At 51.0% G+C, this 8,748-nt stretch carries 7 protein-coding genes, 1 tRNA gene and 1 other RNA gene; 3 read left to right on the top strand and 6 right to left on the bottom strand.

The window, feature by feature from the left end; genetic code table 11:
* Window positions 1–91 precede the first annotated feature (91 nt).
* The 6 genes from K2I50_RS07670 to K2I50_RS07645 form a co-directional block, all read right to left on the bottom strand.
* A complete protein-coding gene (locus tag K2I50_RS07670) occupies window positions 92–1,396 on the bottom strand; it encodes a GDSL-type esterase/lipase family protein (protein ID WP_301025757.1) in 1,305 nt (434 codons plus the stop codon).
* The gene (locus tag K2I50_RS07665; protein ID WP_301025756.1) at window positions 1,380–2,885 is read right to left on the bottom strand and encodes an SGNH/GDSL hydrolase family protein; all 1,506 of its coding nucleotides are present in this window, start codon (window positions 2,883–2,885) and stop codon (window positions 1,380–1,382) included. Before K2I50_RS07665 ends, K2I50_RS07670 begins: the two co-directional genes overlap by 17 nt.
* On the bottom strand, window positions 2,882–3,952 hold the full coding sequence (locus tag K2I50_RS07660; protein WP_301025755.1) for a chorismate-binding protein: 1,071 nt from the start codon (window positions 3,950–3,952) through the stop codon (window positions 2,882–2,884). Before K2I50_RS07660 ends, K2I50_RS07665 begins: the two co-directional genes overlap by 4 nt.
* Complete coding sequence (gene rimO / locus K2I50_RS07655) at window positions 3,945–5,258, bottom strand: 30S ribosomal protein S12 methylthiotransferase RimO (protein ID WP_301025754.1); 1,314 nt, start codon at window positions 5,256–5,258, stop codon at window positions 3,945–3,947. The genes K2I50_RS07660 and rimO overlap by 8 nt, the downstream gene beginning before the upstream one ends.
* Window positions 5,259–5,314: 56 nt before the next feature.
* Complete coding sequence (gene ftsY, locus K2I50_RS07650; protein WP_301025753.1) at window positions 5,315–6,277, bottom strand: signal recognition particle-docking protein FtsY; 963 nt, start codon at window positions 6,275–6,277, stop codon at window positions 5,315–5,317.
* Window positions 6,278–6,393: 116 nt separating this feature from the next.
* A tRNA-Met gene (locus K2I50_RS07645) sits at window positions 6,394–6,465 on the bottom strand.
* Window positions 6,466–6,697: 232 nt separating this feature from the next.
* On the opposite strand from K2I50_RS07645, the gene K2I50_RS07640 reads away from it, so the two are divergent.
* From K2I50_RS07640 to ssrA, 3 genes are all read left to right on the top strand, one after another.
* Window positions 6,698–7,027, top strand: a complete 330-nt coding sequence (locus K2I50_RS07640; RefSeq protein WP_301025752.1) for a hypothetical protein — start codon at window positions 6,698–6,700, stop codon at window positions 7,025–7,027.
* 11 nt (window positions 7,028–7,038) lie between these two features.
* Window positions 7,039–7,395, top strand: a complete 357-nt coding sequence (locus K2I50_RS07635) for a hypothetical protein (protein ID WP_301025751.1) — start codon at window positions 7,039–7,041, stop codon at window positions 7,393–7,395.
* 299 nt (window positions 7,396–7,694) lie between these two features.
* Window positions 7,695–8,094: a transfer-messenger RNA gene (gene ssrA, locus K2I50_RS07630) on the top strand.
* Window positions 8,095–8,748: the final 654 nt, after the last annotated feature.

Here is an 8,748-nt window from a genome sequence, read left to right as displayed (position 1 = left end):
CTCCTTCGTCACATATCGAAAATCGTCTCAAGCTATACGACCCTGGCGGCAACATTTATTATTAAACAAGCTCTAAGTTAAATTATCAGCTCTACTCAGCCGAAAATGCTTTTTTCAGGGCCTCGTAAAGCAACTCGCCCTGCACACTGTAGCCTTTTGCGGAATTATGGATGCGGTCGCGGGCCATCATGCCGTCAGAAATCCACTTTGCCGACGCACCTGCGCCTCCGGCCACTTCATAGAAATCATAGGTAGGTATGCCGTGGTCACGCCCGTAACGCAGTATCACCTCACGCATTGCGGATACCCTCGGATTGACAGCATAAGAGCGCACACGCCTGCGGCGCCCTTTCCTTCTCACCAGGGTAGAACGCTGACATTCCATCGGGGTGGTAAGGAGAATCTGTGCGCCGGGACATTCCTGCTGAAGGCCCCTTACCATCACTCCGATGGAACTGTACATCTCATCGGCGGTCATGCGGCTGAATGCCTCGTTGGCGCCAAGACTTATCACAATCAGAGATGGCTCCAGAAGAGCGACACCTGAGCCAAATCCATCTATGCTATTGTAGCTGCTATAGGCTGCTCCATTGTTTCCGATGACATGGTAAAGCAGACCGCCCGGTGTCTCACGTTCGAGCGACATACCGTAAACAGCCTCATCGGCAGGGAGCTTGATGTCAAGACCGACAATAGATACCGGCTTGGGAAGTGTGACTACCGACACGAGAGAATCGCCCCTTATAGCATCGGCCACGAAGGGTACGGAGGGCTCGATTTCAGGACGGGCACTGTGAAAGAGTCGTACACGGTCAAACAACTGCGGAGTATCGGTACGCGACAGTGTGGACACCTCCACCGAGCCTTTTCCCGACATCGGCGTGGCCGAAACACCGGTAAATCCCATACGGGTAGCCCACGGGCGCTTCATGAGTTTTGACGCCACCCACACACCATCGACTCCCTTAAGCGCATAGTCTCTCGGCTCGTTTGTGCCGGCCATCTTCAATGGAGTCACCAGTCCGCGTCCGGCATCGCCATATACCGACTGCAACCGACGCCGCACAACAGAAGTCGCCATGTCGGCCTGCAGATGTGAATCGCCTATATGCACTATACTGACACGTGAGGAGTCGGCATGGGCAAGCCTGTGCCTCAGCACGCTCCAGTCAGCACCATTCATGCGTATGGTATCGGCATCTTCTTTTATGAATGAAGGTATCTCGATTTTCTCTTCATCGGCGGCCGATGGCTGATAGTCGACCTCGGGATTGATACGGATATCCGCATCATCGTCGTCGGAGACAGCCGGTGAAGACTGCTGTGCGGCTCCCGGCAAATACAGGACCGAGACTGCAATAGCCACACATAATATATATCTAAGGATTGAGTGCATTTCTAAGTGATTTTACAAATTCAGAGGCAAGCACCGCACCTCCATGATGATTGAGGTGGATATAGTCCTTGTTGGCACGTGGTGGCGAAGCACCGGCCCACGATACAATTGCTCCGTCGCCACCCATGGCCTCTCGTGTGTCCCAGAACAGAATGCCGGTAGAGCGCGCTACCTGGCGCTGTGCATCCACCATATAGGCAGCCGACGACATCGAGCGTACATCGGCACCACGTTTTTGTCCGCGGTCGCCGATACCCATCAGCATCACCACGGCCTGCGGATAACACATCCTTATGTGCTCTACGACCTTAGTCATAAGTTTTCCATAGGAAGTATAATCTGTCTGTCCGGCCGACATGGCGTTGATACCGAATTCAAGCACGATAAAGTCGTAGCCCAGGCCGGCATCGGTGAGCCCGCGGCACACCTCGGGAGAAATATCGCGAAGCGTAACCCCTGAGAAGCCGCGCGATGACATGCAATCGACCGCTATGCCGCAATATGAGTCAAGCCATACGCCAAGCGCAGTGATATCACTGCCGGAGGGTACACTGACCTCAAACGACCTGACCGTCGCACTGTCGACACTGAGTGTGCGGATACTTTCTGACGCATCTACTGTATGTGTCTCCCATGGGCCGCCGTTTGACCGCAGTCTTACCGTACCGCCCGATGGAGCCCAGAATGCCACCGTAGAACGCGACCATGCCGACGCATTGGCCACCTTTTTCACGCCCGAATAGCTTGCCGTGGCAACCTCACCGGCTTTCGCCACAGAATACTGCTCGCTAAGCCAGGCATAACGGCGCTTGAATCCTTTGCGGCCTGCGACATGCACATTCCATCCGCTGCCGCTCTGGCGTACTGAGCGACGGAAGCCGGGGAATTCGCTATACATGTTGACATACCCTACTCCACTGCCGCCATAGCTGTCCTGGAGCTGCGAACGCACATCCTGTGTGAATATATCACCCTCGATATAAGAGTCGCCGACGAAAGCAACCCTTACACAACGCTCGCGACTGCGGGAAAACGCATTGCGCAGGCGCGATATTCCGGCGCCGTCAGGTGTATAATCCTCGATCGCTACATAGCCGTCGCGCCGCGGGTCAATAGGCTGAGGTAGCACAGCGGGCACCGGAACATTTCCCGGGACTTGCACCGCGGCAGTATCGGCCTCGGGCAAAACCGAATCGACATACTCATCGTCGCGTATGGTCAGAGTGTAAGGATTGGATGACGCGGCGCGCTCCTCGGCTTCAAGTTCACGCTGCATGGCAGTAAGAGCACTGTCGACAGGGGCTTCATCGGCCATGACATCGCCCATGTCAGTACGATGCTGCTCCGACAGTATGTCGTCGATTAATGAGAAATCGCGCAAAACACCGCCCGATAGCCTGCCGAGAGGCAACTGGGATACAAGAAAAACAATAAAGAGAGAGACCAGTAATATATAAGAGGCTTTGCCAGGATCTTGAGAGTGTTTCATAGGCCGGATTCAGATATGCCAGACGAAGTGTTAACGGTATGAGCCGAGATACACCTGCGGAGAACCGCACTTTTAGCTTCGGTCTCAAGCCATTCATCAGATGGTTGCGACAATGATGTGATGCCTCCGCCGGCATACAGGCAGTACCCTCCTCCGGGATTGAAGTTCATACTGCGCAAATTGACAAACGCACGAATGCCTGACGGAGAATTCACGCCTACGTATCCGCCATAAAGACTGCGGGGCCCTTCAAGCGCGGAAATCATATCGAGGGCCTCGGCACGCGGAAATCCGGAAAGCGCAGGCGTGGGACTTAATGCATTGAGAAGGGGGACAACCGGGCCGGAATAGTGTGCGGTAATGCGATGACACAAATGGCGTATAGAGCCAAAACGCACATCTTCGGCATCTGACACAGTGGCTTTTATACCGAACGACTCGAAAACATCAAGAATGAAACGCGTCACATAGTCATGCTCCTCTATATTTTTATCATCCCACTGCGAGGTAGTGTCGCGCAAAGTACCGGCGAGCGCCATTGTAGTAATCGTGGAACTGCCGGAATCGCGACGAATCAAGAGCTCGGGACTGGCACCAAGCCAACATCCCGTCTCAGGAGCGGAAAACATAAACCTGAATGTGTCGGGAAAAGCGCCAAAATAGTCGAAAGCCATCGAAGGCCAGTCGACGATAGCTGATGCATCGGATATGCGGCGCGCATACACAGTCTTACCGCCCGCCTGCGACGTATGATGTGCGGCAATAGCGGCAACACATTCCTCGTATGAGCCAATTTCTGTAGATGCCGGCAATGATATGTCGCCGACGATGCCGGCTGCCGCCCTCTTATCCGTATTATTGCAAGGGGTAAGAAGGCGCGGCGCCTCTCCATCGCTGATAAACGGAGCATAGAAAAAACCATAGTCATGCTCCTCATCGACAAGAGCGTTGCCGGTGACACCTTCAAAGAAGCAGTAAGGCTCATCGGTTCCGGGGAATGCATACAGAGCCATCGGAACACGGCGGCGCAATGCGCTGCCTACCGATTCTTTAAGAGAGTCAGACATTGGGCGTTGCAATCAATTCGAAAGGAAGAGCCTCGTTCACAGTAACATTGACAAATTCACCAGGATGCAGTGTACATGTCTTTTTGACAAGCACCTCGGGATCGACTTCGGGCGAATCCCACTCCGTGCGGCCTATGTAGTAGTCGGCATCTTCCCTATCGATGACTACGCGGAGTGTACTGCCGACTTTAGAGGCATTGCTCTGATAGGCAATCTCTTCCTGGATTGCCATGAGCCTTGACAGTCGCTCCTCCTTGACCTCGGGAGGTATTGAATCCCGGAAATTGCGGGCCGCGTATGTGTCATCCTCCTCGCAATAGGCGAATGCTCCCATGCGCTCAAACCGCTGCTCTCTGACAAAATCAAGCAGTTCCTCGAATTCGGCCTCACCTTCTCCCGGGAAACCGACCATAAGAGTAGTACGTATATGTATGCCGGGCACACAGCGACGCAACTCGTCGAGGAGCTGTCGGGTAGTCTTGCCATCTATATGCCGTCGCATATTGGCAAGCACATTGTCACTGATGTGCTGTAGTGCGATATCAAGATAACTGCATACATTCTTACGGCGGGCCATCACGTCGGCTATCTCCATCGGGAACTGTGCCGGATAGGCATAATGGAGCCTTATCCACTCCACCCCAGGGATATCGGCCATGCGGTCAATCAGCCGGGGAAGAGCCATGTGCCCGTCAGGGAAATCGGTTCCATAGCTCGAGAGGTCCTGGGCGATTATATTGAACTCCTTGACGCCGCGGGCCACAAGTTCGCTGACCTCGGCGAGTATCTCGTCGACAGGGCGCGACTTGAACCTGCCTGTAATCAACGGAATGGCGCAAAACGCACAGAAGCGGTTGCAGCCTTCGGCTATCTTTATGTAGGCATGATGGGAGGGTGTGGTGATAATGCGGTCGTAGCTGGAGGCTGCCGGGCGCTCGCCGTTAAGACGGGTAATCACACCGGCCCAGTCAAACTTGCCGAACCACTCATCGACCTCAGGAATCTCGGTCCGCAACTCGTCGCGGTAACGCTCCGACAGGCATCCCATAACGTATAGCTTCCGGAGCTGTCCCTCCGACTTGGCCTGCACATATTCGAGAATAGTGTTGACCGATTCTTCTTTGGCGTCGCCGATAAAACCGCATGTATTGATTACCACAACGGGAGCCGGGGCGCTCCCTTCCGGCGGGTCGTGACGCGGTGTGAAACCATTGCGGCGCAACATTGCCAGCAGCCGCTCGGAATCGACAAGATTCTTGGAGCAACCGAGCGTCACTACATCAATTCTGTTTTTTGCAGATGTCATTTCTTACACCGTGGTGAAATGGACTTTTCTCATTAATGGATACATGCCGTATGTCATCATCCGGCATTTCCGAAGAGAGACTCTACGAATTCTTTCTTATGGAAAACCTGAAGGTCGTCAATGCCCTCTCCAAGACCTATATATTTAACAGGGATACGGAACTGGTCGCTGATGCCGATTACCACACCGCCCTTGGCTGTGCCGTCGAGCTTGGTTATGGCCAACTCATTTACCGATGTAGCTGCTACAAACTGGCGCGCCTGTTCAAATGCGTTCTGTCCGGTAGAGCCATCAAGCACAAGGAGCACTTCGTGGGGTGCGTCGGGCACAACCTTCTGCATCACATTGCGTATCTTGGTAAGCTCGTCCATCAGACCTTTCTTATTGTGAAGACGGCCTGCGGTGTCGATTATCACGACATTGGCCCCTGTGGCTTTGGCGCTCTGCAGGGTGTCGTAGGCCACAGATGCCGGGTCGCTGCCAAGTTTCTGCTTGATGACCGGCACACCTGCACGCTCTCCCCATACATCAAGCTGCTCGATGGCGGCGGCGCGGAATGTGTCGGCGGCGCCGAGCACCACCTTGTTGCCGGCTTTCTTGAACTGCGAGGCAAGTTTGCCGATAGTAGTGGTCTTACCCACACCGTTTACACCGACTACCATTATCACATGGGGCTGGTGGTCGGCCGGGACAGTAAAGTCGGGCAGCGACGATTCGTTGTTATTTTCTGCAAGAAGGTCGGTGATTTCCTCACAAAGGAGCGCATTCAGCTCCGACGAGTTGACATATTTGTCGCGGGCTACACGCTTTTCGATACGCTCGATAATCTTAAGCGTGGTCTCCACACCGACGTCGGATGTTATGAACACCTCTTCGAGATTGTCGAGAATCTCGTCGTCGATTTTAGATTTGCCGGCGATGGCACGTGCCAGCTTTGAGAACACCCCCTGCTTGGTGCGTTCAAGCCCTTTGTCGAGAGTCTCCTTTTTCTCTTTTGAGAAGAAATTGAAAAAGCCCATCTATATCTTGTATAAATTATTTATGCAAAGTTAATGCTTTCCGCATTCATAGGCAATAAAATGCCCATACATATTAACAGCCCCGGAGGCTATTGCCTTCGGGGCTGTCATCTTAGTGGCGGGAGCAGGACTCGAACCTGCGACCTTTGGGTTATGAGCCCAACGAGCTACCACTGCTCCATCCCGCGATATTTCTGTTTTGCGAGTGCAAAGTTAGCGTGTTTTTACATTCGCTGCAAATTTATCAGAGTGAAAAAATGTTAATTTTCAACACCCACACATGAAACACCTTGGTATTCTTTAAATTAAGTTCAACATGCCATTTTACATCCTCCACAAACAGAACAATGACGCGAGCAAATCCGCCCGACATGTTGTTATAATATTCAAACCGTATAATAAAACACCCATACATCAATTATGAAGAAGCTACTATTGACGGCAGCCCTCACAGTTGCCACCATTGCCGGCGCAAGCGCCCAAAGCACCATCTTCAACAATCCCGACAATGAGGCATACTTTGGTATACGAGCCATGTACAACCTCAAATGTCCCGGCGATATGAAATTTGACAACGTAGGCAAAATAGGTCTGCTCGGCAAGGGTTCAGGCGTAGGAGTCGGTGTGATATACAATGTGCCGATGGTTGCCAATCTCTATATCGAGCCAGGTCTCACTCTTTATTACAACACCGAGTCGATAAAAGCCATGGGCAGCATGGTAGACACCGATGGAGCCTTTTTGATGTAGAGCATGCATCGATGCGCAAATTCGGATTCAGAGTGCCACTGATGTTTGGCTACCACTTCGACTTCACGCCCGATATAAAGGTAAGCGTGTTTACAGGCCCCGAACTTGACGTTGGATTCTCCAACGACCAATATATGACCGTAAGCGTGGCCAATCAGGAACTGCATGCAGCCCCGTCGGCCTACGGTGACAATGCAATCATAGCCATGCACCGCTGCAACTGCAACTGGAAATTCGGAGCAGGACTCTCCTACGACCACTATTACCTCGGAATCGGCGGCGGAATCGGCATACTCAACATGAGCGACATAAAATACTCGACTATGTACGAGAATTACTTTGAGGTATCTCTCGGATACAATTTCTGACAGCACTCCCCCAACTACATAACCAAATATTCATCGAAATTACAATAATCTCTCATAAACTGACTCTTAATACCCGGCTCCCAAATCCAACAGCCGGGTATTATTTTATAACGAACTGACAAGTGGCCGCTGCCTATCAGCATTCAGTCCGGCAATTTTGAGTGAATTTTGAGCTAAAGACATATTCCGATACACATTTTCACACTATTTTTCATTTGATTTTTCGCAATATAATCGACGAACAATTGCACATTTCCGGCAAAACATCTATCTTTGCAAGGATTATATCATCAATCTATGGGGCTGACTGGCTTTGACAGCGTGTAGAGGTGGTGTGTAAGCATGCAGAGCGATGATGCCCACGCTCTTTAATCAGAGACATCAAAAATTTAAATGGCGAAAACAACTACGCTCTCGCTGCCTAATTGAAGTATAGTAGATTAGCTTTATCCCCGCAACAGTTGCGGAGGACGAGACATCGCCCGATTGTCCTTTTTCCGAGACGGATCGACATGGCGGTGCAGTTAAATCGGGAATAGGCGACGGCCTGCCTTGAGCCGGCGCTGAAATCTTAAAGGCTAAGGCTGCGATTGGTGGTCGCGATCCTGTCACAACCCTACAACCAAGTCGCGAATAAGCATGTAGAAAGCTCATTAGTTCCACGTTTGGACGAGGGTTCAATCCCCTCCAGCTCCACTATGTACTACCGAACTAATTCGGACTTAACGAGACAAACCTCGGACTATCAAGTAGTTCCGGGGTTTTCTTTTATCTAATCCTTTCGATTCAGGACCGAAAAAAGACGCAAAAAGGACATCCCCGGACAGAGTTTAGGCACTAACCAGGCACTAAGATTTCAAAAATCTTTTTAGTGCCTAAATAGTGCCTAAAACGCATCTAATAATCTTAATGCCATATACTTACAAAGACATAACTCGGAAGAAAGTCGGAAAATCGGCGACATTTTAACCGCTCGTAAAGTAGGTGTTAAAATGGATGTCCGACACTATTTCCGATATTCCGGTTTAATTCTTTTGAAAGTATGGAATTATATAGTGTCTTGAAAATGCCCTCAATGTTAAAATCAACCTAAGTCGCTTATTTGTCGCTTATTGTTCTCAAAAGTGTCCAATCCATCTTAATGTTTCACTCGTTATCATTGCATCCACCGCCTAAAAAACGGAAATGATGACACTAAATCCAACGTAAGATGAAAAAGAGCACTTTCAAAGTTTTGTTCTTGATTCGTCGAAACCAAGTGAATAAGGATGGCAAATGTGCCATAATAATAAAAATCACTGTGGACGGTGAATATGAACGACTAAATTCCACGCTCTCAATAGAGCCAGACCT

This window comes from Muribaculum sp., from assembly GCF_029051885.1.
Lineage (GTDB): Bacteria > Bacteroidota > Bacteroidia > Bacteroidales > Muribaculaceae > Muribaculum.
The sequence above is the reverse complement of the archived record's forward strand: the minus strand, read 5'-3'. Positions and strand labels throughout refer to the sequence as shown.